Annotated in this window: 17 protein-coding genes; 3 read left to right on the forward strand and 14 right to left on the reverse strand. The window is 67.2% G+C overall.

Annotated features, from left to right (window positions below):
• On the reverse strand, nt 1–846 hold an 846-nt coding region (locus VGH54_RS10980; protein ID WP_331512005.1), incomplete at its 3' end, for an arabinosyltransferase domain-containing protein.
• A complete protein-coding gene (locus tag VGH54_RS10985; protein WP_331512007.1) occupies nt 843–4,124 on the reverse strand; it encodes an arabinosyltransferase domain-containing protein in 3,282 nt (1,093 codons plus the stop codon). The genes VGH54_RS10980 and VGH54_RS10985, both read right to left, overlap by 4 nt.
• Nucleotides 4,125–4,425: 301 nt before the next feature.
• On the opposite strand from VGH54_RS10985, the gene VGH54_RS10990 reads away from it, so the two are divergent.
• Entirely contained in the window at nt 4,426–5,841 is a 1,416-nt protein-coding gene (locus VGH54_RS10990) for an MFS transporter (protein WP_414688689.1), read from the forward strand.
• A gap of 14 nt (nt 5,842–5,855) precedes the next feature.
• Here VGH54_RS10990 and VGH54_RS10995 read toward each other — a convergent pair whose 3' ends face one another.
• Genes VGH54_RS10995 through VGH54_RS11045 form a run of 11 tightly spaced genes read right to left on the reverse strand, consistent with a single transcriptional unit; the run spans nt 5,856 to nt 19,248 of the window.
• Nucleotides 5,856–9,110: an arabinosyltransferase domain-containing protein gene (locus VGH54_RS10995; protein ID WP_331512009.1), complete on the reverse strand. Its 3,255-nt coding sequence runs from the start codon at nt 9,108–9,110 to the stop codon at nt 5,856–5,858.
• Nucleotides 9,110–11,056, reverse strand: a complete 1,947-nt coding sequence (locus VGH54_RS11000; RefSeq protein WP_331512010.1) for a galactan 5-O-arabinofuranosyltransferase — start codon at nt 11,054–11,056, stop codon at nt 9,110–9,112. The genes VGH54_RS10995 and VGH54_RS11000 overlap by 1 nt, the downstream gene beginning before the upstream one ends.
• Nucleotides 11,057–11,839, reverse strand: a complete 783-nt coding sequence (locus tag VGH54_RS11005; protein WP_331512011.1) for a decaprenylphospho-beta-D-erythro-pentofuranosid-2-ulose 2-reductase — start codon at nt 11,837–11,839, stop codon at nt 11,057–11,059.
• On the reverse strand, nt 11,840–13,222 hold the full coding sequence (locus VGH54_RS11010) for an FAD-binding oxidoreductase (protein ID WP_331512012.1): 1,383 nt from the start codon (nt 13,220–13,222) through the stop codon (nt 11,840–11,842).
• A 32-nt stretch (nt 13,223–13,254) separates the two neighbouring features.
• Nucleotides 13,255–13,665 carry a GtrA family protein gene (locus tag VGH54_RS11015; protein ID WP_331512013.1) on the reverse strand — a complete coding sequence of 137 codons (411 nt, stop codon included), beginning with the start codon at nt 13,663–13,665 and terminating at the stop codon, nt 13,255–13,257.
• Nucleotides 13,666–13,686: 21 nt separating this feature from the next.
• Nucleotides 13,687–14,169: a GreA/GreB family elongation factor gene (locus VGH54_RS11020; RefSeq protein WP_331512014.1), complete on the reverse strand. Its 483-nt coding sequence runs from the start codon at nt 14,167–14,169 to the stop codon at nt 13,687–13,689.
• A gap of 50 nt (nt 14,170–14,219) precedes the next feature.
• Entirely contained in the window at nt 14,220–15,014 is a 795-nt protein-coding gene (locus VGH54_RS11025; protein ID WP_331512023.1) for an ABC transporter permease, read from the reverse strand.
• A gap of 32 nt (nt 15,015–15,046) precedes the next feature.
• Complete coding sequence (locus tag VGH54_RS11030; protein WP_331512015.1) at nt 15,047–15,949, reverse strand: glycosyltransferase family 2 protein; 903 nt, start codon at nt 15,947–15,949, stop codon at nt 15,047–15,049.
• Nucleotides 15,946–16,734, reverse strand: coding sequence for an ABC transporter ATP-binding protein (locus VGH54_RS11035; RefSeq protein ID WP_331512016.1), 789 nt, complete (start codon nt 16,732–16,734; stop codon nt 15,946–15,948). The genes VGH54_RS11030 and VGH54_RS11035 overlap by 4 nt, the downstream gene beginning before the upstream one ends.
• Before the next feature lie 14 nt (nt 16,735–16,748).
• Nucleotides 16,749–17,243, reverse strand: coding sequence for a bacterial proteasome activator family protein (locus tag VGH54_RS11040; RefSeq protein WP_331512017.1), 495 nt, complete (start codon nt 17,241–17,243; stop codon nt 16,749–16,751).
• A gap of 16 nt (nt 17,244–17,259) precedes the next feature.
• Nucleotides 17,260–19,248 carry a DUF6541 family protein gene (locus VGH54_RS11045; RefSeq protein ID WP_331512018.1) on the reverse strand — a complete coding sequence of 663 codons (1,989 nt, stop codon included), beginning with the start codon at nt 19,246–19,248 and terminating at the stop codon, nt 17,260–17,262.
• 109 nt (nt 19,249–19,357) lie between these two features.
• On the opposite strand from VGH54_RS11045, the gene VGH54_RS11050 reads away from it, so the two are divergent.
• Nucleotides 19,358–20,554, forward strand: a complete 1,197-nt coding sequence (locus VGH54_RS11050) for a cysteine desulfurase-like protein (RefSeq protein WP_331512020.1) — start codon at nt 19,358–19,360, stop codon at nt 20,552–20,554.
• On the opposite strand, the gene VGH54_RS11055 is transcribed toward VGH54_RS11050, so the two are convergent.
• Nucleotides 20,551–21,528 (reverse strand): NAD(P)H-quinone oxidoreductase, encoded by a 978-nt coding sequence (locus VGH54_RS11055; RefSeq protein ID WP_331512021.1) that lies wholly within the window; start codon nt 21,526–21,528, stop codon nt 20,551–20,553. The two genes, VGH54_RS11050 and VGH54_RS11055, sit on opposite strands and share 4 nt — an antisense overlap.
• A gap of 66 nt (nt 21,529–21,594) precedes the next feature.
• Between VGH54_RS11055 and VGH54_RS11060 the strand changes: the two genes are divergently transcribed.
• A complete protein-coding gene (locus VGH54_RS11060; RefSeq protein ID WP_331512022.1) occupies nt 21,595–22,083 on the forward strand; it encodes a MarR family winged helix-turn-helix transcriptional regulator in 489 nt (162 codons plus the stop codon).
• Nucleotides 22,084–22,093: the final 10 nt, after the last annotated feature.

The following is a 22,093-nucleotide window of genomic DNA, read 5'->3' on the forward strand; positions in this document are numbered from 1 at the left end:
GGCCATGCCCAGGATGTAGCCGTCGTCCGACGAGTTCGCCCCGATCACCCACCACAGCACGAACCCGAAGATGATCGTCGCGTCGGCGAGGGTGAACGTCCGCCAGTTGGCCGGTATCCACCGGCGCATCCGGTGGCCGTCGAGCTGGTCCAGGCGCCACAGCGCGATCAGCGCGACGATCGTCGCCAGGATCGCGCCGACCATCGCGGACAGCTTCAAAGTGGTTGGGGTGGTGGAGAACCGGGTGTCGATGGTCGCCGACATGTGCAGCCCCGGCGGCGCGGGCCCGATCAGGTCGGTGAACACCCCGACGATCTGCGGGCGCAGGTTCGGGTCGGGATAGCCGCTGCGCAACTCTTTGCCGCCCGGATCCTTGAGCCCAACGAAGGTGGCGTACGTCCCGGCCAGCGTCGAGGTGACGTCGATGCGCTGACATTTAGGCGACTCGACCTGGTCGCGCGCCACCGACAGGATCACCACGTTGCGGTCGGTGACGTCCACCCGCTGCCTGTTGACAACGATGAACAGTGCTTGGAGGTTGGCGTCCTTACCTTTTCGCGGCGCGGTGCCCAAGACTACGCCGCCGGTCGGCGGCATACCCCGCACCACCTCGCACGGAACGGTGGCGTGGAAATCGACCGGCGTCAGCGAAATCAGCGGCGCCGTCACGCTTTTCAGCTGGCCATTCTGCGGCCAGTTCAGGTCGGCGGTGGTCTGCACGACCGGCAGCAGCGGCGTGGCCACCGACAGCACGAATCCGATCAACCCGGCGATGGTGGCCACCCAGCGCGTCAGCTTCACGGTGTCGCGCGCGGTGGTGGTCGGGTGCTCGGTCTGTGTGGTCACGGGAGTGCTCGAATCGGTCCTTGTCGGCTCCAGCCGTACACGGTGGTCGCGCCCTGCTGGATGGCGGCGATCGGCGCGACATCGTCGGAGTGCCACCGGTGGTATTGCTCGACCTGTCCCCAGTCGCGGTACCAGTCACCGTTCAGATACGTCGGGATCGTCGAAGTCCACATCAGCGCCTGGGTGAACAGGAACGGCCCGCCGGACTTCGACGCCTGCCACAAGTTCGATGACGCCGACGTCTGCTTGTGGTCAGGCTGGATGCGGTAGGCCGGCAGCTCGGCCACCCCGAGGTGCTCGGAAAACGGCCGCTGGCAAGGGAAGTTCGCGGCTGTCGCGATGTCCATCAGCACCGGCTGCCGCGTCCCGACCAACTGCTGCAGGGTCTTGGTCACCGGCACCCGCGGCGGCGTGAACGCGAACCATTGGTCCTCGCTCAGGTTGGGGTCGTAGGCGACGATGCGGGCCACGTTGGCCTCGGGCGGTGCCCAGCTCGTCGGGAAGCGCAGGTTCCGCCAGGCCGGCTGCGGCCCGATGTCGATCGGGAACATCAGGCCGAGCGGCTGCACGCTGCCATCGGGTTTCGTTGCGCCCCACTGCAGCCGCAGCGACTGCCCGTACATGAAGTCGCCGTCCTCTTTGTAGGACCAGATGGCGCCCGAGGCGGCGACCACGACCAGCGGCCGGTCGGGGGTGCGCGGCGGCATCTGGTACCACGCCGAGGTGGCAGTGGCGGATCGGGCGTTCTCGCCATAGCTGCCCATCACCGGCGTGCGGGCGGGGTCGAGGCCGAACGGCAGCGCGGCTCGCGAGCCGTTGACGCCCGTCGGGCCCTTGCCGCCGGCGGTGCCGGCCGAGTCGGTGATCGAGGCGTTCGGCTTGTTCGGCGAGGCGTCGGAGTTCACCACGCCCGGCTTGGTCACCACCGGGTCGGACTGCAGGTTGTCGCCGACACCCTGCGGCGTGAAGCCGACCGGGTTGACGCCGCCGAGCGGACCGTCGGGGCCGTATTGCTGGCCCGGGACCGGTTGCAGCAGGCCTTCATTCGGGTCGGGCTCGGCCAGCACGTCGTCGGCCATCGCACAGCTGCGCGGCGAGAGCGCGGACGCGATCGCGGAGAAGTTGGCTTTGCCGGTGGTGTACATCGGGTAGCGCAGTACTGCGCCTTTGCCCAGCGATGCGACTTCGCCGAAGACCATGATCACGGCGACGACCAGCAGCGGCGTCGACGCCAGCACCCGGTTGCGACGGCTGTCGGTGACCTCGGTGTGCCCGGCATAGTCCATCCGGAAGTGCTGCCACGCCGCGAGCAAGCCCGTCGCGATCGACAAGGCCAGGAACATCGACGTGACCGGATGGCTGGCGATCACCGGTTGGATGTCGAACCACGGCACGCCGTAGTTGTTGACGTAGAACCAGCCGTTGATCCCCGAGGTCGCCCACGCCAGCATGAACAGCAGCGCGGTCACATACAGCGTCAGGTTTCGGCGATTATGCAGACCGATGCGGGCCAACGCGAAGGCGGTGACCGCACCGAGTGCGCCGGCCAGCCCGGCGAACGCACCGAACTGAATCGCCCACTTGGTCGGTGTGGCGTGCAGCAGCAGGAGGCCGATCGCGGTTGTGCCGACCAACCGCCACGCCGGGCCGCTGGCCACACCGGGCAACGTGCCGCGCCGCAGCAGCACGACCAGCACACCGAACAGGCAGAGCAGCATGATCAGCACCGCGAAGCGCCGCGTCATCGACCCCTCGGCGTTGCTTTCCACCGTCAGGAAGTAGTAGCGCAGGAACTCCTGGTACCAGGCGACCGTCGGGCCGACCTTGTATTTGATGCGAGCCGATTCTGCGACAGTGGCCAGCGTCTGCGAGCGGAACACCACGACGGTGATCAGCGACAGCGACGCGGCCAGCACCGCCAACGGAGCGAGCAGGCCGTCAGTTGCCCTGCGCCGCATGATGATCTGCGCGATCGGTCGCGCGCCGGTCAGCAGGGCGGCGATCGCGATCAGGCCCTGCGGCGCCACCGTCGCGGTCAACATCGCCACCACGATCGCCACCGCCGCCGGCACCAGCCGACGGGTGGCGATCGCGGTCTCCACCAGCATCCAGGTGGCGATCACGCCCAGCGCGATCAGCGGCTCGGGCCGCAGGCCGTTGTTGAACGGGAGCCAGGCCGCCAGGAACACCGCACCCGCGGTCCACACCGCCACCCGGTTGCTGGCCAGCCCGCCCTTGCCGGGGCCCAGGCGCCGCAGCACGTATCGGCTGATGATCAGCCAGCAGCCGATCCCGGCCAGCGTGGCGGGCAGTCGCATCCACACGCCCGCGGTGCTGACCGATGCCAGCTGGGCCAGCACCGATTGGTACCAGTCGAAGGGCGCCTCGGTCGTCCCGAAGTACCGGTAATAGTTGGCCACGTAGCCGGCCTGCCCGGAGACGCGGGCCATGGTGAGGTTGTAGCCGTCGTCCGACGACGTAGCGCCGATGACATGCCAGAGCAACAGCGTGGAGACCACCCCGGCGTCGGCCAGCCAAGTCGCCAGCCCGGCGCCGAAACAGTGCCGCCAGTTGCGCGGCGTCCGGTGTCCCGACCGCCGGTCCAGGACACCCAGCGCGACGATCGAGGTCAGCACCGCCAACCCGCCCAGTGCCATTACGGCCCGCTTCAGCAGTGTGGGGGCGACGATGAAGCGGGTGTCGACGTCGATGCGAGCCGACAACCCCGGCTGCGCGGCCACCGCCAGGTCGGTGAAGATCCCGCCGACCGCAGGCTTCTTCTCCGGGGCCAGCTTGCCGGTAGCGCCGGGGATCCCGACGAAGTCCGCGCCGGCGCCGCCCGCGTCGGCCCAGATGTGCAGGGTGCTGCAAGTGCCGGCGGCAACGGCGGAGCGGGGCGCGGCCGCGGCGACCGAGTCCCGGAACGCGACGACGACGGTGTCCTTGTTGGCCCGCACGAACAGCCCGCTTTTGCCGGTATCAAAGCCGTTCACCGGAAGCGTCGACACCACCAGGCCGCCGTCGGAGGGCAGCGTGGCGATCGCGCCGCACGGGATGGAGATGTCCAGCGCCCGCGGCGCCCCGGAGACCAGCGGCGCGGTGATGTCGGTGATGTGCCCGTCGGCGTTGACGCCCTGCGGCCACAGGATGGTGGCCGTCGTCTGGGTGACCGGAAGCAGCGGAACCAGTGCGCACAGCAGCGCACCGACGATCCCCGCGACGATGGCGACCAGCCGTGCGAGCCGATGCGTCGATCGCTCAGTCTCGTCGTGGGGCACGAGGGACGATGGTAGGCGACTAAGCCACCGGCGACGATGCGGCCCGCGCGGAAGGGGCTGAGGTGGGGGTCCCCCCGCTTGCGGGGGAGAGTCGGATAATCGGCCGCTGCCCGTCTGGCTTGGTAGGAGGCGGGCAATCGGTAATCAGTTCGTAAAGATCCAAACCGCATTCATGGAAACTCAGTCGACGACGGCGCAGGTCAGCGTGCCGGGCGACCCGGTTAGAGCCCCGCGACGTGGACCGACGCACCTTTTGCAGCGGTTCGACTCCTCCGGGCGAACATGGTTTAGTAGGCCAGCGGTGGTGAATTTAACGGAGCAGAAACAAATCGCCGCCGGCCAATGGCGTGAGTTGTGGAGTCCCTCTTACCTGCGGACCTCGGCTGTCATCGCTGGGGGCGTGGTCCTGTATTCCACGAACGAGTTCCTCACGATCAGCTTGCTGCCCAGCACGATCAACGAGATCGGCGGCGAGCGGATCTATGCGTGGGTGACAACTCTGTACCTCGTCGGGTCGGTGGTCGCCGCGGCGACCGTCAATACGCTGCTGCACCGCATCGGTGCCTGCGTTTCCTACCTGATGGGATTCGCGGTGCTGGGCGTCGGCAGCCTGGTCTGTGCGGCGGCGCCCAATATGGAAATTCTGCTGGTCGGCCGCGTTTTACAAGGGCTCTCCGGCGGTCTGCTGTGCGGCCTCAGTTTCGCCGTGATCAATGCCATGCTGCCGCGCTCGCTCTGGAGTCGGGGGTCCGCCCTGGCCGCCTCGACGTGGGGTATCGGTGCGTTGGTCGGCCCCGCGCTGGGCGGTCTTTTCGCACAGTTCGGCGCGTGGCGGTGGGCATTCGGCGTGCTGGCCATGCTGAGCGTGGCGATGGCCGGATTGGCGCCGGGCCTGCTCTCCATGGACGACTGCGAACCGGCCACCCACGGCGCCGCGGCCCGAACCCCGTTGCCCTCGGTCGTCCTGCTGGGCGCCGCGGCGCTGACAGTCAGCGTGGCATCGCTGCCACACAACTTCGCCGCAACCGCCGGCCTGCTGATCCTCGCCGGCCTGCTGGTCGGAGTATTCCTGGTCGTCGACCGCCGGATGGACACCGCCGTACTGCCCGCCAGCGTCTACGGCTTCGGCCCGCTGAAGTGGGTCTATTTGACCTTGGGTCTGCTGGTGTCGGCCACCAAGGTGGATCTATACGTGCCGCTGTTCGGCCAGCGGCTGGCGCACTTGGGGCCGATCGTCGCCGGGCTGCTGGGCGCGGCGTTGTCGCTGGGCTGGATGATCAGCGGACTAGTCAGTGGCTCGTTGAACAAGGCGCGCTCGATCCTGACCGTGGTGATCGGCGCACCGGTGGTGGTGGCCGGCGGGCTGGCGTTGGCCGGAGTCACTCATGTGCAGGGCGCGACGGCGGGCATCGTCATCCTGTGCGCGCTGGCGCTGCTGGCCGTCGGGGTGGGTATCGGCGCCGCCTCGCCGCACCTGTCGGCGTGGGCGATGAGCGACGTCGACGACCCGGCTGAGGGCGGCGCCGCCGCCACCGCGATCAACTCGGTGCAGCTGATTTTCGGCGCCTTCGGCGCCGGGCTGGCCGGGGTCGTGGTGAACCTCGTCGACGACGGCGGGGTGTCCGCGGCCCATTGGGCGTTCGCCGTGTTCGCGATTCTTGCGCTGACTGCCTGCGGCACCGCCTATCGTGCGGGGCGCCGACAGGTCGCCTTCTAAACAGCTCGTGCCGGCTACTGCCGCAGCGGCGCGGGGCTCCACAGTCCGCTACGGGTTGCCGAACCCAGATCGAGGTGGGCGGGCGCGGCATCCGGGTAGTACGGCGTAAGTTGTTGCAGCGCACCCCAATCGCGGGACCAGTCGTCTTTCAGGTACGTCGGCACGGTGCTCGGGCGCACCAGCAACTCGGTGACGCCCAGGGGCCCGCCGCCGTTCTTGTCCATCACCGGCGAGTTGGCCTCGGCGCCGAACCGATCGGGCAGGATCCGCCACTTCGGCACCTCGTCCACACCGTTCTGGTGGCCGAACGGCCGCTGACACGGGAAAGCCAGTCCCACAAGCCAATCCAACAGCACCGGTTGCGTCGAGCCGACGACCTCCTGCAGCGTGCGCAGCCGCGGGATTCGCGGCTGGGTGACCGCGATCCAATGCTGCGGCGCCAGGTCTTCGTCGTTCGCCACCACCCGGACCTGGGTGGCGTCCGACGGCAGCGCCGACAGCGGTGCCCGAAGGTTCCGCCAGGCCGGCGCCGCGCCGACGTCGGCGAGTCCCACTGCGCCGCCTGGCTTGTTGTCGGCGGCCTGCTTGTCGTTGGCCCACTGGATCTGGACTTCGCCGTAGCTGAACCGGCCGGCCGCCGAGACCACGAGCAGCGGCCCGGACTCGCTGCGGGGTGGCAGCCGGTACCAGGCCGACCGCAACCGGGCGGGTATCTGGACGCCGGACCGCCAACTGCCCAGTACCGCCGTCTTGGCCGGATCGAGGCCGAAGGGCAACCGCGCGCGCGAGCCGTTGACACCCGGCGCGGCGGTGGTGCCGCCTTCGGTGCCCGCTTCGCTGTTGACGGTCCCGTCGTCGCTGACGAAGCTGCGGTCGCCGGGACGTTCCATCACCGGGTCGGCGGACACCGTGGAAGGGATGCCGTTGGGGTCGAAGCCCTCGGAAAAGCCGTCGGCCAGTGCCTCGTTCAGCGGCGCCGAGACCGGCGACAGCATGCCGGCGTTCGGATCCTGTTCGACGAGAACGTCGGTGGCCAGCCCGCAGGTCTTGCCGGTCAGCGCCTGCAGGTTGGAGCGGCCCACCGACCAGGCCGGGTACTGGTCGGTCATGCCGAGCGTCAGCGACAGTACCTCGAAGAAGACCACCGCCCAAGCGGCAATTGCTAACGGGGAGCGGATGATTCGGCCCAACCGCGACTCGTTGGGCGGGTCGGCGTCGCTGCCGCTTTTGACGAAGTGGAGCCAGGCGGCCAGCAGCGCGACCAGCACGGTTAGCGCCAGGAACCCCGTGGTGAACCCGAAGTGCCACTGCGGGAACGCATTCGACCACGGCACACCGAAGTTGGACACGTACCACCACCCGTTGACGCTGGCGAACGACAGCGCCACGACGAACAGCACCACTGCGGCGAACAGTGTCCGGTTACGTCGCGAGCGCATCGCGTGCGCCGTCACCGCAACAGCGGCCAGCGCCCCCAGCGAACCGGCCAGCCCGGCGAACACCCCGAAGTGGTGTGTCCACTTGGTCGGGGTGAACATCATCGCGATGAACGAGATGATCGTGATGCCGATGATCCGACGGCTCGGCCCGGCGGCGGTGCCCGGAATTCGCCCCTTGCGCAACGTCATTGCCACCGACACCGCGAGGGCGAGCAGCAACGCCAACAGGCCGAAACGGCGGGCGACCGAACCGTCGGGGCTGGCCATGAACAACCGCTCGTAGCGGATGTGCTCGTCGAACCAGCTCAGGCTCGGCCCGAGTGCACGCTTGAGCGCGGTTGCCTCCAACTCGCCGGCCAGGGTCTGGTCGCGGAAGATCAGGATCACGGTGACCGTGACCGCGGCGACGATGGGCGCCACCAGTGGCAGCACACCGAACTGGCGCGACCGGCGGTGAATGATGGTGCGCAGCGGGCCGATAGCCACCAGCAGCGCGCCGATCGACGCGATCCCGGTCGGCCCGGAGAACAGCGTCAGTGCACCGATGATGCAGGCCACCGCGACCGGCAGCAGTCGGCTGGTGGCCACCGCGCGCTCGACCGAACACCAGGTCAGCAGGATGCCCACCGCGATGATCGGCTCCGGCCGCAGACCGTTGTCCAGCGGCAGCCAGACGGCCAGGAAGGTGCCCGCCGCCGTCCACGCCGCCGCCCTGCTGGTCTTGACGGCATGCCCCAGCCGCGGGATGACTTCCCGGCTGATCACCCACCAACAGGCCAGGGCCATCAGCAGCGTGGGCAACCGCATCCAGATACTCGCGGTGGTGACATGAGCCCACAGCGCCAGCAGGTCGTAGTACCAGCCGAACGGCGCCTCGGGAGTGCCCAGCCAGCGGTAGTAGTTGGCCATGTAGCCGGCATGCTCGGACACCCGGGCCATGGTCAGGATGTAGCCGTCGTCGGCGGTGTTGGCTCCGACGAACTGCCACCACACCAACACCACCGTGACCAGGCCATCGAGACCGCTGATCGACCACCAGCGTGGCGGCAGGAAGCGGCGGTGCCGGGTGCCGTCGGCGGTGTCCAGAATGTGCAGTGCGATCAGCGCGGCGATGGTCAGCGCCACGCCGAGCACCATCGCAGCCATCTTCAGCGGCGTCGGCGAGCTGCTGTAGCGGGTGTCGAGGGTGGCGGAGAACGTCAGCCCCGGCGGGGCCGGCCCACTGAGATCGGTGAAGACGCCGACGATCTGCGGACGAAAGTCGTAGCCGCTGCGCTCACCCCGCAGCGCGGCGCCGGGATGCTCGGTGTTGGGACCCTGGGTGAGCCCGACGAATTCCCCGACTACTCGGTCGGCGTGCGCGGTGAAGACAAGTTTCTGACAGGCGTCGCTCAGTACCTGGCTGATCGGCGCGACGACCAGTGGGACGTTGCGCACGACGAGCACCAGGTCGTCGTTGGCGCGCTCGATCAGCAGACCACGGTCCACGGCCTTGGGTGCCTGTTTGGGCACGGTGGACAACAGCACTGTCTTGCTGTTGGCTCCGGAACCGCCCAGGCCGGCGGCGGCCTGGCACGGGATGCTGATGGTGAGGTCGGTGGCCACGTAGCCGATCAGCGGGGCTTCGACACTGCCGAGCATGCCGTTCTGCGGCCAGTTCAGTTGAGCGGTGGTCTGTTTGACCGGCAGCAGCGGGGTGGCGATCGCCAACAGTGCGCCGAGCAGGCCGGCGACGACGGCAACCATCCGGGCAGCCCGGTAGGTTGTCCCGCCGTCGCTGGTCACGGAGGTAGATGCTAGTTGCCCGGTGTCGGCTGCCTCGGTAGCCATCAGGGTTTGCGGATGGCCAACACGAACGGGCCGATGGTGCTGACGGTGAACCGCGGGTCGGCGAACATCGCGGCGTTGAGTTCCACCGTGTAGCGGCGGACGTTGGGCTGGTTGGGGTAGACGTCTTCGGCCAGCCGCAGGGTGTAGGTGCTGGACTCGCCCGCCGAGCCGCCGTGCCGCATCAGGAAGACCGTCGGCGGCGCCCACGGCAGGGTGTCCAGCGCGTGGATGAACGGATCGGCGGATTTGAGCCTGGACCAGCTCTTGATCGCCGCCGCGCGCTTGTCGAACTGGGCGAGCGGGTTGGCGTAATGCGACGTCAGCCCTTGGAAGCCGAAGTACGGGTAGTAGGACAGGAAGCTGTAGTCGGCGGTCATCACCACCGTCTGGTCCGGTGGTTTGCCGGTCGCGCGGGTGATCGCGGCGTCGATCTCCGGATAGAACTTTTCCGAGCTCGGCGGCCGGCGGTCGCCGCGTTGCCCGTGGCCGTCGGTGTCGGTGTAGGCGATGGTGAGGTCGGGTCGCAGCACGTCGGGGATGTCCTGGCTGAAGGCGATCGCGGCGGCCAAGCCGATCGACGCCGCCACCGGCAGCACGGCGCGACCCCAAGCGTGGTCGCGCCCGCGGGCGGCTAAAACTTGAGTGACTTCGATGAAGCCGAAGACACCCGCGGCGGCCAGCAACACCGTGAGGGTGGGCTGCAGCCGGAAGGACAGCAGCGTGGTGCGCGCCAACGTAGCGAGCATCGACAGCAGCGACCACAGATAGACGGCGAGCACTCCGGCCGCCAGACCGCCCGCCCGTACCGACGACCGCGCGCGGACCAGCAGCCACAGCGTCCCGAGCAGACACAGCGCGCCGAGCAGGGTGAACGTCAGCATCGGGAACGTCAGCTCGGCACCGTCGACGGGCAGGTAGTGGTAAGCGCTGCCGGTATTGCTGATCGGGTCGTGGGCCGCCCGCAGCAGGAACGGCAGCCAGGTCGTCGACGCGATCGCTGCGGCGATCACGCCGATGACGGCCAGCCGTCGCAACGGATCCAGCGCGGCCTTGAGGCCGTCGCGCCGGCGAGATACCGCCAGCGCCAACGCCATCAGCAGCACGGTGAACGCGCTGTAGGCCAGCAGCAGCGTGTAGCAGGTCGCCGCGACGCCGAGGAAGATGCCGGCGCCGATCACCGCGGCCCAGCCGCCGTTGCCGAGTGTGACGTCACTGTCGCGCTCGGCCTCCAGCGTGACTGTGGCGTCACGCTCGCGGCCGGCAGCGCGCAGACCCGACCAGGTCAGGATCAGCACCGGCGGCAGCAGCACGGTGATCATCGCCGAGTACGGCTCCGGCGAGCTGTAGGCCAGCGTTACCGCGGCGGTGGCCGCGGTAACGATCACCGCGTACTCGAACCGGATCAACCGCCACCACAACACCAGCGCCACCGCGATCGCGATGGTGATCGAGGTGATCGCCCACGGCTTGAACGTCTCCCAGCCCGGTGTGCCGGTCAACGCCGCGATGCGCCCGCCGACCCAGAACCAGCCCGGCGGATAGAACGCCGGCAGCCCCGCATAGGTCATGTCGTGCAGCGACGAGCTGTCGGTAAACCGGGTCAGGTATTCGGTGCGGAATTGCTGGTCGACCGAGATACCGAACAGGTAGAGCTTGGTCGCACCCAGCGGCATGCCCAGCGTCACCACCGAGAACGCGGACACGAACACCAGCGCCAACAGCCGGGCCAACATTCGGCCCCTACCGCGCCGCCAAACCCAACCGGCACACAGCAATCCGAGGATGCAGCCAACCTGGCCGACCGTGGTGAGCGCGTGTAGCTGATTCGACGACGGGAAGGCGGGCCACTGCACTCGGCCGATCGCGGTCAGCGAGATCACCGATACCGCCGCGGCGATCGCCACCGCGATCACCATGTGGCCGACGGTGGCCAGCGCGTTCCGCATCTAGATGGGCAACTTGCGGAAGATCGGCCGCGGGATGTGCCGAAGCACCATCATCACGTAGCGGAAAGGTCCTGGCGCCCAGACGAGTTCCTTGCCTTTGGCGGCCGCGTTTACCGCCAGCTCGGCGACGGCTTCCTTGTCGACGGTGAACGGGGCCTCCTTGGCGCCGGTCGACTTCCAGTGCTCGATCGTCGTCGTGGTGCGCACCTGACCGGGCCGGATGACCAGAACCCGAACCCCGTACTCGCGCAGCGCTTCGCCAAGGCCGAGGTAGAAGCCGTCCAGACCGGCCTTGGTCGACCCGTAGACGAAATTCGACCGGCGCACCCGCTCGCCGGCCGCCGAGCTCATCGCGATGATGCGGCCGAAGCCCTGCGCGCGCATCTTCTCGCCGAGCAGCACGCCGACGGAAACCGCTGCCGTGTAGTTGACTTGGGCGATCTGCACCGCCTTGTGCTGGTTCTGCCACAGCTCTTCGGCGTTGCCGAGCAGGCCGAACGCGACGATCGCCACGTCGACGTCGCCGCCGGCGAACGCGGCGTCGATCACCTTCGGGTGACTCTCGGTGTCGACGCCGTCGAAGTCGATCCACTCGACGGACTTGGCACCCGCGGCCTTCATCTGCGAGACGGCCTTGTCCTTCCCCGGATGATCGGGCAGATCGGCCAGCACGATGCGGGCATGCGCGTTGCGCAGGTAACGCTCGCAGATCGCCAGCCCGATTTCGGACGTACCGCCGAGCAGCAGGATCGTCTGCGGATTTCCTACGGCGTCAAGCACCATTTACAACAGCTCCAAACGTCGGGCCATGTCGGAGACGAAGACTCCGGTCGGATCGACCTTGCGGCGCACGGTAATCCACTCGTCGATGCGTGGGTACATGGCGTGGAAGTTGTCGGCACTGACCCGCGAGTCCTTGGCGGTGTACACCCTGCCGCCGAATTCCATCACCCGGTCGTCGAGCTCGTTGAGGAATTCGTTGACCCCCGGCCGGTTGGGGAAGTCCATCGCCACATTCCAGCCGGCCATCGGGAAGCTCAGCGGCGCACGGTTACCCGGGCCGAAGAGTTTGAAGACGTTCAGCGCCGAATAGTGGCCGCGGGTCTGGATCCACCGGATGATCGCCTTGAACTCGTCCAGCGCGTTCGGCGGTACCAGGAACTGATGTTGCGCGAAACCCGTTGGGCCATAAGCATTATTCCAGCCGCTGACCAGGTCGAGCATGTGGTAGAACTGCGACAAGTTCTGAACCTTGCCGGTGTAGGTTCCGCCCAGCCGGTAGTACACCTCGCCGATCGCCATGAACGACAGCTTGTTCATCGCGCTGACCGGAAAGACGTTCGGCACCGTCAGCAGATGCGGCGCATCGAATTTCAGCGGGTTTTTGGCGAGCTTGGCGGGCAGTTGATCCAGCTTGGCCAGGCTGCCGCGGCTGACCGCGGCCCGGCCGAGTTTCGGGGGCGGGCTGATCAGGTCGAACCATGCGCTGGAGTAGGTGTACTTGTCTTCGCTGCCGTCGAGATGGACGGCCACGGTTTCGTCGAGGTCTTTGGTGGCGACGCCGTCGGCGATGAAGTACGCGGTCTCGGTCGGCGTCATCGCGATGGCGGCCCGCAGCACGATGCCGGTCAACCCGTTGCCGCCGACGGTGGCCCAGAACAGCTCGGACTCATCGCCGTCCGGGGTGAGGTGGCGGATCTGCCCGTCGGCGGTCAAGAGCTCCATCGAGGCGACGTGGTTGCCGAAGCTGCCCGCGCTGTGGTGGTTCTTGCCGTGGATGTCGCAGGCGATCGCGCCGCCGACGGTGACCTGCCGGGTGCCCGGCAGCACCGGCACCCACAGCCCGAACGGCAGTGCCGCCTTCATGAGCTGATCGAGGCTCACACCGGAGTCCACGTCGGCCACGGCGCTGGCGGAGTCGATCGAATGAATCTTGTTCAGCGGTGTCATATCGATGACCAGGCCGCCGCCGTTCTGGGCGTTATCGCCGTAGGACCGCCCCAGCCCGCGGGCGATCACGCCCCGGCCACCGGCGTCGGCGACCTGGCCGACCGCCTTGGCGATCAGCTCGGGGTCCGGCGTGGACAGTACTTCCGCTACCGACGGCGCGGTGCGGCCGAAGCCCATCAGTCGGGTTCTGGTGGTCGGAAGGTCGCTGCTCAACATCGTCAAAAAGGGTACCTGCTGAGATCGCGGGTTCAGCGCAGCCGGAAGATCACCGACCGCTGCACGATGAAGTTGATCACCGTCGCGGTGCCCTGGGCGATCACGAACGCGGCCGGCACCCGCCACGGCTCGTTGGCGAACTGCAGGTAGAAGACGTAGTTGATGCCGACCTGCACGCAATAAGTGAGCCCGTAGAGCATGCACACGGCGATGAACCGGGCCTTGCTGGGCGGCGCCTGGAACGTCCAGCGCCGGTTGATCAGGTAGGCGGTGGTGGTGCCGGCGATGAAGCTGAGCGATTTGGCCACGTTGACCTGCAGACCCAGTCGCAGCAGCGCCACGTACAGGCCGAAGTCGACGACCGCCGACAGTCCGCCGGTGACGATGAATCGCCACGCCTGGGTTTTCAGCGGCAGCTGGGTATTCGCCGCGATCTCGGCCATCGGCGGAAAGTCTACGGGCGGTTACGACGGATACTTCACGTCGAGCAGCTCGACCTGTTGCTCGCCCTGCGGCGTGGTGTAGCTGACCTTGTCGCCGGCTTTCCGGCCGACCAGCGCCTGGCCGAGCGGGCTGCTCGCCGTCAACGCCTCGGCGTCACCGTCGACCGAGGCTTCTTCGATCACCGAGATCACCTGCATCGTCACCACGTCGCCGTCGGAGAACTTCAGTTTGACCACGGTGCCGAACGGCAGCTCGTTTCCGTTGGACGGCACCGGACCCGCGTGCAGCAACCGGTCGAGTTCGGCGAGGCGCTCGTCGAGGCCGACCAGTTCATCGGCGCGCTGGATGGCGTCGGCGGCGTCGGCGTGATCGCTGACGGCACCGCGATCGTTGCGGACTTCGGCCTCCAGCCGATCCCGACGCTCTTGGAGCCGGGCCAATTCGGCGGCGACGCGCTCGCGTGCGTCACCGGTAAGCCCCGAGGGCTCTACGCTTTTACTCACCTTGCCTACCTGCCTGCCTCGATGGTTGCCATTGATATACGCAGTAGTGCTTATACCCAGTACGCGACGCGGGCACGGTATTGGCGCATCGCAAATGCGGCCACCACCCAGCCCACGATCGTCAGCCCGATCACCACTGCCCAGTGCCGCAGCTCCTGGTGAGCGCCGAGCAGCGGGGCGCGCACCAGATCCAGGTAGTGCAGCAGCGGGTTGAGCTCGACGATCTTCGACCATTGTCCGGCGCCCTGCTGCCGCAACGTGTCGTCGTTCCAGATGATCGGCGTCATGAAAAACAGCAACTGCACGATCGAGAACAGCAGTGGTCCGATGTCGCGGAAGCGTGTCGACAGGATGCCGAAACAGAGTGACACCCACACGCAGTTGAGCACGATCAGTCCCAGCGCGGGGATCACCGAGAGGTCGGCCCACGACCAGGTTTTTGGGTAGATGATCGCGATGACGACGTAGATGACGATGTTGTGCGCGAACAAGATCATCTGCCGCCACACCAGCCGGTAGACGTGCACGCTGAGCGGCGTCGGCAGTTGTTTGATCAATCCCTCGTTGGCGACGAACACGTCCGCACCTTCCAGGATCGAGGCGTTGATCAAATTCCAGACGATCAGGCCGAGCGTGACGTAGGGCAGGTGCACCGACAGCTGAAGGTGGAACAACTTGGAGTACAGGCCGCCCATCGCGACAGCGGTCGTCCCGGTGGCGATGGTGATCCAGAACGGCCCGAGCACCGAGCGGCGGTAGCGCTGCTTGATGTCCTGCCAGCCGAGGTGCAGCCAGAGCTCGCGGCGACGGTATCCGTCGACCAAATCACCCCAGGCCCGGGTCATCGTCTTGGACTGTGCGGCAACATCAACGATCGTCACGACGCCTCCGGCCTTTCGAATTGTTCCCGCCGGCCCAGGCGACGCAGCCGCAGCCACTCCAGCAGACCTTTCGGGTCGCGACGGGATATCAGGAAAAACCAGCCGAACCGCAACCACTCCTGGACCAGCAATTTACGCAGACCCGGTTGCGCCATCAGGTAGCCGCGATTGCGGTAGGTGAAGTAGCGCTTGGTGGCGTCGTCGGGATACTGCGTGTGCATCCGGCCGCCAAGGATCGGCTTGAACTCGGCCGACCCGCACGGATGCAGGTACGCCGCGTTCAGACAGGTTCCGAACGCCAGCCCGGACCGGACCAGACGACGATGCATCTCCACCTCGTCGCCGCGGACGAACAGCCGCAGATCGGGAACACCGATCGACTCGAACGTCGACGCCCGAAACAATGCTCCGTTGAACAGCGAGGCGATGCCCGGCAGCAGTTCCTGGCCGGCCTCGGTGTGCAGTTCGCTGACCAGTCGGCGCCAGACCAGGCCGCGGCGTAACGGGAAGGCCAGCCGTTGCGGGTCATCGGCGTTGCACACCATCGGCGATACCTCAGCCAGTTGGTGCTTGTCCGCACATGCCAGCAGCGTGGCCAGCACCTTGCTGTCCTGCGGGTGGCCGTCGTCGTCGGCCAGCCACACCCAGTCGGCTCCGAGCGCCAGGGCGTGCAGAATACCGAGCGCGAAACCGCCTGCGCCGCCGAGGTTTCGGCGCGACGGCAGATATGTCGTCGGAATGGGTTGGCCGGCCACCAGATCACGGATCCGTTCGTCGGCGTCGTTGTCGACCACGATCAGCTGATCGAGTTGCCGGCTCTGGGTGCTCAACGCGTCGAGCGACTTCGTCAGCTCGTCGGGCCGCCGGTGGGTGACCACCACGGCGCACACCGTCGTCATGCGCGGTTCGTTTCGGCGAGCACATCACGCACATGCCGGGCCGCGTCGTCGCCCTCATACGCCCGCACGACGTCCTCGATGCCGCCGGTGAGCTTGATGACGCCGTGGTCGATCCACATCGCGGTCTTGCACAGCCGGGCCAGGAATTCGTTGGAATGGCTTGCGAACACCAGGATTCCGGAGCGTTCGACCAGCTTCTGCAGCCGCGTCTGCGCCTTCTTGAGGAAGTCCGCGTCGACAGCGCCGATGCCCTCGTCGAGCAGCAGGATCTCGGGGTCGATGCTGGTGACCACGCCCATCGCCAACCGCACCCGCATACCGGTGGAGTAGGTCCGCAGCGGCATCGACAGGTAGTCGCCGAGTTCGGTGAAATCCGCGATCTCGTCGACCTTGGCCAGCATCTGTTTGCGGGTCTGCCCGAGGAACAGGCCGCGGATAATGATGTTCTCGTAGCCGGAGATCTCGGGATCCATCCCGACGCCGAGGTCGAACACCGGCGCCACCCGGCCGCGGACGATGGCGGAGCCGCGGGTGGGCTCGTAAATGCCCGAAAGTAGCCGCAGCAGAGTAGATTTCCCGGCACCGTTGTGGCCGACCAGTCCCACCCGGTCGCCGAGTTCCAGTGACATCGTGATGTTCCGCAACGCCTCGATCACCACCACGTTGGACGCGTTGCGCCCGATCGAGCCGCCCAGGAACGTCTTCTTGAGCGATCGCGATTTGGCGTCGAAGATCGGAAACTCGACCCACGCGTCGTGGGTTTCGATGTGTGGACCGGTCGGCATCACGGACGGTCTGCTTAGAGGTATTGCCCGGTGCCCGAACCGGATCCGCCGGGCCTGCCGGCGCCCGGCGGCAGACCGCGCTGCTCGCGCATCTGCTCGAGCTGGCTGCGGGCGGCCATCTGCTGAGCGAACAGCGCGGTCTGAATCCCGTGGAACAGCCCTTCCAGCCAGCCGACCAATTGCGCCTGGGCGATCCGCAACTCGGCGTCGGACGGGACGGTGCCGTCGGTGAACGGCAGGGTGAGGCGATCGAGCTCTTCACGGAGTTCCGGCGCCAAGCCTTCTTCGAGTTCTCTGATGCTGGTGGCGTGGATCTCGCGCAGCCGGGTACGGCTGGCGTCGTCGAGCGGCGCCGCCCGCACCTCTTCGAGGAGTTGCTTGATCATGGTGCCGATCCGCATCACCTTGGCCGGCTGCTCGACCAGGTCGGTGATCGACCGGTCGTCGTCCTGAGCGACCGCCAGGGGGTCGACGCCGCCGATGACCTCGATGTCGTCGTCGTTACTCAATGCTCATCACCTCTTGTCACGGTTTGGCCCCAGTCATTTGGTGGGGCGTCGGGGCGCCACGCCATTCGTAGATCCAGGCTGCCCCGTTGTCGTAGATCTTCGCCCACCACTTCGAATGGTCTATCGACACTAGACCGTCGGGCACCTTGAATCCCCGAACCGTCGGGGCGCTGGTCAGGATGTAGCGAATATTGAGTGCCCGGATCGCTTCTGGCACCAGCGCCCGCTTCTCCTCGGGCACCCCCGGTAGGGCGTCGGCGTCGGCGTAGGCCCAGAAGATGAACCGGTAATAGCCCGGGCCGGTCTGCTGCGGGAAGTCGTAGTGCGTCCACAGCGGGTGCAGGTCGGCGACCGCGTACATCCACGCGGTGCCGTCGACGTTGGAGTCGCCGATCAGGGTGGTGCGGGCGCCCGGCAGCGCGGCCAGGTGAGCAAACGCGTCGAGGTCTTTCTGGTTGATGATCACCGAGTCGTACTTGTCGCCGAGCAGCACCAGATGCCGATACAGGTATTGCCGCGCACTGAAGACGGTGGTCAGCGCCAGCAGCACCATGGTGACCGAAACCCACACGGGCGCAGGCAGTTTGATGACTTGTTTGGCAACTGCGACGGCGCCGACGACCAATGCGAACACCGCGACGGCCGCCATCGGCGTCACCACCATGGTCACAACGGCCGACAGTCGTCGCGGATCGTTGTAGAAGAACTGGCTGAACTGTTCGATGGCGGCGCCGAGCGGATTGCGGAACGGCGCCCCTGAATAAATGGTCGCCACGGTGAGCACCAGCCAAAGCACCGGCGGCCACCAGATCCGCTTGTACAGCAGGAGCGCCATGCCGATGCCGCTCAGCACGATCAGGCCGTACTGCGTCGGGAAGTCGTTGAGGTGGCGGGTGTGCAGCAGCAGGGCGTCGATGACACCTTGCTTGACGGTCTTGAAGCTGGGGAAGGCATGCCCGGCGATGATGCCGGCCTGCTTGGCCACCCCGATGAACTGCGGCGCCAGGATCAACACCGTCGGCACCGCCGACGCGGATAGCGTCAGGAGATCGGCGAGCCGGCCGCGCACCGGATGCCACCACGCATCCGTCAGCCACCAGGCCAGTGCGAACAGGATCACGACGAACCCGCCGGTGAGATGCACCGAGAAGATACCGACCAGGGCCAGCACCGCCACCGGGATGCGATCTCGATGCCGCAGTGTCGAGATGACCAGAAGGAACGTCGGGACCGCGACGCCGTAGGCCGCCAGGTTGGGCATCGCCGCGGTGCCGAACTCGACGTAGGGCACCGACGTGAACGACGCCGACAACGCCGCCGCGGTGGCGGCCACACCGGCGGCGTGCTCGGTGCGAGGCCGAAGCAGTTGCCAGGTCAGCATCGCCGAGCTGGACGGAAACAGCCACACCGCGGCCGCCACCGAACTCAGGGTATAGCCGGTCGTCGGTGCCGCGCCGGTGAGCTGGCAGTAGACCGCGGTCAGGGCGTGAAACACCGAGGGGTAGTACAGCGGATGGTGGGTCTCGACGTTGCGAAGCTCGCCCATGTGAGTGGACGACGCCTGGCCGGTGTCGATGATGAAGCGAACCGTGTTGGCGTGCCAGACCGCATCCCAGGTGCTCGGAATGGACTGCCAGTGCACGATGCCGCGGTAGGCAGCCCACATGATCAGCAGCGCGCCGAGTAGCACCCCGGCTCCGACAGTCAGCGCCTGTCGGTGCGTGATCCCGCGCGCCTCGGCCTCGGTGTCTCGGTAGCGAGCCAGCAACGGCTGCACACCGATCATCACGACGCACACCACGGCGAGCGTGGCCAGCGCTGTCCAACCGTTCCAAGGGATTCCGATGGCGCCGAACGGGATAATCGCCAATGCCACCACGCCGAAGGTCAGCGCGGGGCCGACTGCGATGGCGATCGGCCAGGTCAGCTGCGTGATTCGCGCTACGATTGCCCCCGGCGCGATCAGCAAAAACAACGCGATCAGCGTCCCCCACCAGAGCCCCACTCGACTATTATTGCTGGCCGGGTGGCCTGGCTCGGGACGGCGGGGACGTATTCGGGCGCCCGCTACCGTCACGGTTTCTCTTATTGTGCGTAGCTCTAAGGTGGCTGGTATGGCATACGACGTCGCCCGAGTGCGGGGATTACACCCCTCACTCGGGGACGGTTGGGTGCACCTCGACGCGCCGTCCGGGATGCTGATCCCCGACCCGGTGGCAACCACCGTGTCGACGGCGTTCCGCGGCTCCTTCCCCAGCACCGCCGGCCCACACCCGTCGGCCAAGCGCAGCGCGGCCGTGCTCGAAGCGGCCCGTCAGGCGGCGGCGGATCTGGTCAATGCCGACCCCCGTGGCGTGGTGCTGGGCGCCGACCGCGCGGTTTTGCTGGCGTCGTTGGCCGACGCATCGTCCACCCGATCCGGCCTGGGCTACGAGATGATCGTCACCCGGCTCGACGATGAAGCGAACATCGCGCCCTGGCTGCGCGCAGCAAACCGATTCGGCGCCAAGGTGAAGTGGGCCGAGGTCGACATCGAGACCGGTGATCTGCCTTCCTGGCAGTGGGAGGGCCTGATCGGTCAGGCGACCCGTCTGGTCGCGGTGACGTCGGCATCGGGAACGCTGGGCACGTTCACCGACCTGCGACCGGTCACCAAGCTGGTCCACGACGTCGGCGGGTTTGTCATCGTCGACCATTCCGCTGCCGCGCCGTACCGGTTGATCGACATCGACGAGATCGACGCCGACGTGGTGGCGATCAATGCGGTGAACTGGGGCGGTCCGCCGGTGGGCGCCTTGGTGTTTCGCGATCCGGCGATGATCAACACCTTCACGTCGGTGTCGACCAACCCGTACGCCACCGGTCCGGCCCGCCTCGAGCTCGGTGTACACCAATACGGTCTGCTCGGCGGCTTCGTCGCCAGCATCGAATATCTGGCCTCGCTCGACGAGTCTGCGCGGGGGACTCGGCGCGAGAGGTTATCCACCTCACTGCAATCCGCAACCGCCTACATGGACGGGATATTCGAATACCTGATGGGCTCGCTCCGCTCGCTGCCGTTGGTGGTGGTGATCGCGCGGCCCGAGTCTCGGATACCCGTGGTCAGCTTCGCGGTTCACGAGGTGCCCGCCGAGCGGGTGGTACAGCGGTTGGCGGACAACGGCATTCTGGCGATCTCCAACGCCAACTCGCGGGTGCTCGACGTGATCGGTGTCAACGATGTCGGCGGTGCGGTCACCGTCGGCCTCGCGCACTACTCGACGATGGCCGAGGTCGACCAGTTGGTCCGCGCCCTCGCGTCGCTGGGCTAGACCGTCAGCACGATCTTTCCGATTATCTCTCCCGCTTGTAGCAACCGGTGAGCCTCGGCGGCCTCCTGGATCGGCAGATGCGCCCCGATCACCGGTCGGACGCGTCCGTCAGCAATCATCGGCCAGACCGCCTCTGCCACCGCCGCGACTATTTCGCTCTTGCTGTTCGGCCCGGTCGCCGGTCGGCCGCGCAGCGTGGTGCCGATGACATGCGCTCGTTTGCTGAGCAGCTTGGCGATGTTGAGCTCGCCCTTGATGCCGCCCTGCATGCCGATGATGATCAGGCGGCCATCAGCGGCAAGCGCGTCGATGTTGCGGTCCAGGTACGAGGCGCCCATGATGTCGAAGATCACGTCCGCGCCCGCGCCGTCGGTCGCTTCCTGTACGCGCTGGACGAAGTCCTCGTCGCGATAGTTGATCAAGATCTCGGCACCCAGTTCGCGGCACGATTCCAGCTTGGCCGCCGATCCCGCGGTGACGGCGACCCGGGCGCCCAATGCGCGGGCGACCTGAATGGCGTGGCTGCCCACGCCGCTGGCGCCGCCGTGTATCAGCAGCAGTTGACCCTCGCTCAGATGAGCCGTCATCGCCAGGTTCGACCACACCGTGCAGGCCGCCTCGGGCACGCCGGCCGAGTCCTGCAGGTCGAGGCCGACGGGATGCGGCAGCAGCTGGCCAGCGGGAACGGCGGCGTATTCGGCGTAGCCGCCGCCGGCCAGCAAAGCGCAGACTTCTTGCCCCGGTGTCCATTCCGCGACATCGTCGCCGACCGCCTCGATGACGCCGGAGACCTCCATGCCGAGCAGTTCGCTGGCTCCCGGCGGCGGCGGATACAGCCCGGCGGCCTGCAGCAGGTCGGCCCGGTTGACGCCGGCCGCGCTGACTTTGACCAATACTTCTCCGCGGCTCGGGACCACGTCCGGGACCTGCTGCCAGGAGAGTTGATCGGCGGATTCGGCGACGATGGCGTACATGCTCGCCACGCTACTACCTGCCCATTTGGTCTGTTCCAAAGCCGCTGTGTCGCATAGCATGACGTGATGGCCGCCCTGATTGCCGGCCGGACGGCCAGCGACATGCCCGGGCTCGACATCGCCGAGCAGAAATCGTGGCAGAACTTCCTGGACTCCACCCTGCGCTTGTGCGCGACGCTCAATCGTCGACTGACCGAGGCGCATGAACTGTCGCTGTTCGACGTCAGAGTTCTCGACCTGTTGGACCATGCGCCGAGCGGGTCGATCCGGATGGGTGATCTCGCCGAGGCGCTGGCGTCGCTGCCGAGTCGGCTCACCCGCCAGATCCGTCGCCTGGAAAGCCAGGGACTGGTGCGCCGCGAGGCAAGCAAAGCCGACCGGCGAGGAGTGGTCGCCGCGATCACCGCGGACGGCCGGACAGCGGCGCAGCAGGCCATGGTGACCTACGCCGAGTGCGTGCGGACCAACTTTCTGGGCCAGTTGTCGCGTTCGCAGGTCGCCGCGATGGGGGAGAACTGCCGCCGGATCAGCGCCGCGCTGAAGCGATCCGGCTGACCCAGCCGCT

Origin of the sequence: Mycobacterium sp., assembly GCF_036488105.1 — a bacterium.
GTDB lineage: Bacteria > Actinomycetota > Actinomycetes > Mycobacteriales > Mycobacteriaceae > Mycobacterium.

Coding starts and splice junctions, on each gene's coding strand:
- VGH54_RS11010 (WP_331512012.1), bottom strand. CDS start 13,222: ATGTTGAGCAGCGACCTTCCGACCACCAGAACCCGACTGATGGGCTTC.
- VGH54_RS11055 (WP_331512021.1), bottom strand. CDS start 21,528: ATGTACGCCATCGTCGCCGAATCCGCCGATCAACTCTCCTGGCAGCAG.
- VGH54_RS10995 (WP_331512009.1), bottom strand. CDS start 9,110: ATGGCTACCGAGGCAGCCGACACCGGGCAACTAGCATCTACCTCCGTG.
- VGH54_RS11005 (WP_331512011.1), bottom strand. CDS start 11,839: ATGGTGCTTGACGCCGTAGGAAATCCGCAGACGATCCTGCTGCTCGGC.
- VGH54_RS11015 (WP_331512013.1), bottom strand. CDS start 13,665: ATGGCCGAGATCGCGGCGAATACCCAGCTGCCGCTGAAAACCCAGGCG.
- VGH54_RS11050 (WP_331512020.1), top strand. CDS start 19,358: ATGGCATACGACGTCGCCCGAGTGCGGGGATTACACCCCTCACTCGGG.
- VGH54_RS11000 (WP_331512010.1), bottom strand. CDS start 11,056: ATGCGGAACGCGCTGGCCACCGTCGGCCACATGGTGATCGCGGTGGCG.
- VGH54_RS11025 (WP_331512023.1), bottom strand. CDS start 15,014: ATGACCCGGGCCTGGGGTGATTTGGTCGACGGATACCGTCGCCGCGAG.
- VGH54_RS11060 (WP_331512022.1), top strand. CDS start 21,595: ATGGCCGCCCTGATTGCCGGCCGGACGGCCAGCGACATGCCCGGGCTC.
- VGH54_RS11035 (WP_331512016.1), bottom strand. CDS start 16,734: ATGCCGACCGGTCCACACATCGAAACCCACGACGCGTGGGTCGAGTTT.
- VGH54_RS11030 (WP_331512015.1), bottom strand. CDS start 15,949: ATGACGACGGTGTGCGCCGTGGTGGTCACCCACCGGCGGCCCGACGAG.